Origin of the sequence: Campylobacter sp. US53, from assembly GCF_004378995.1 — a bacterium.
Classification (GTDB): Bacteria; Campylobacterota; Campylobacteria; order Campylobacterales; family Campylobacteraceae; genus Campylobacter_D; species Campylobacter_D jejuni.
The window spans coordinates 1-262 of sequence record NZ_RYYH01000032.1 but is presented as its reverse complement, the minus strand read 5'-3'; the positions used below and the strand labels follow the sequence as shown (position 1 = coordinate 262).

The 262-nt window shown below is 37.0% G+C and carries 1 protein-coding gene; it reads left to right on the top strand.

Annotated features, from left to right (window positions below):
• A partial coding sequence (locus ELQ05_RS08170; RefSeq protein WP_243832741.1) for an EF-Tu/IF-2/RF-3 family GTPase occupies positions 1-262 on the top strand: 262 nt, incomplete at both ends.

Below are 262 nucleotides of genomic sequence, written 5' to 3'. Positions count from 1 at the left end.
GAATATGAAGATGGCACAGAAGTTTCTGTAAAATCAACTGATGATGGCGAGTTTGCAGGACTTGCATTTAAATTCATGACAGATCCATTTGTAGGACATCTTACTTTCGTGCGTGTTTATCGCGGTTGTTTAGAAAGCGGTTCTTATGCATATAACTCAACTAAATATAAAAAAGAAAGAATTGGCCGTTTGTTAAAAATGCACTCTAACAAACGAGAAGAGATTAAAGTGCTTTACGCAGGCGAAATTGGTGCTGTTGTAG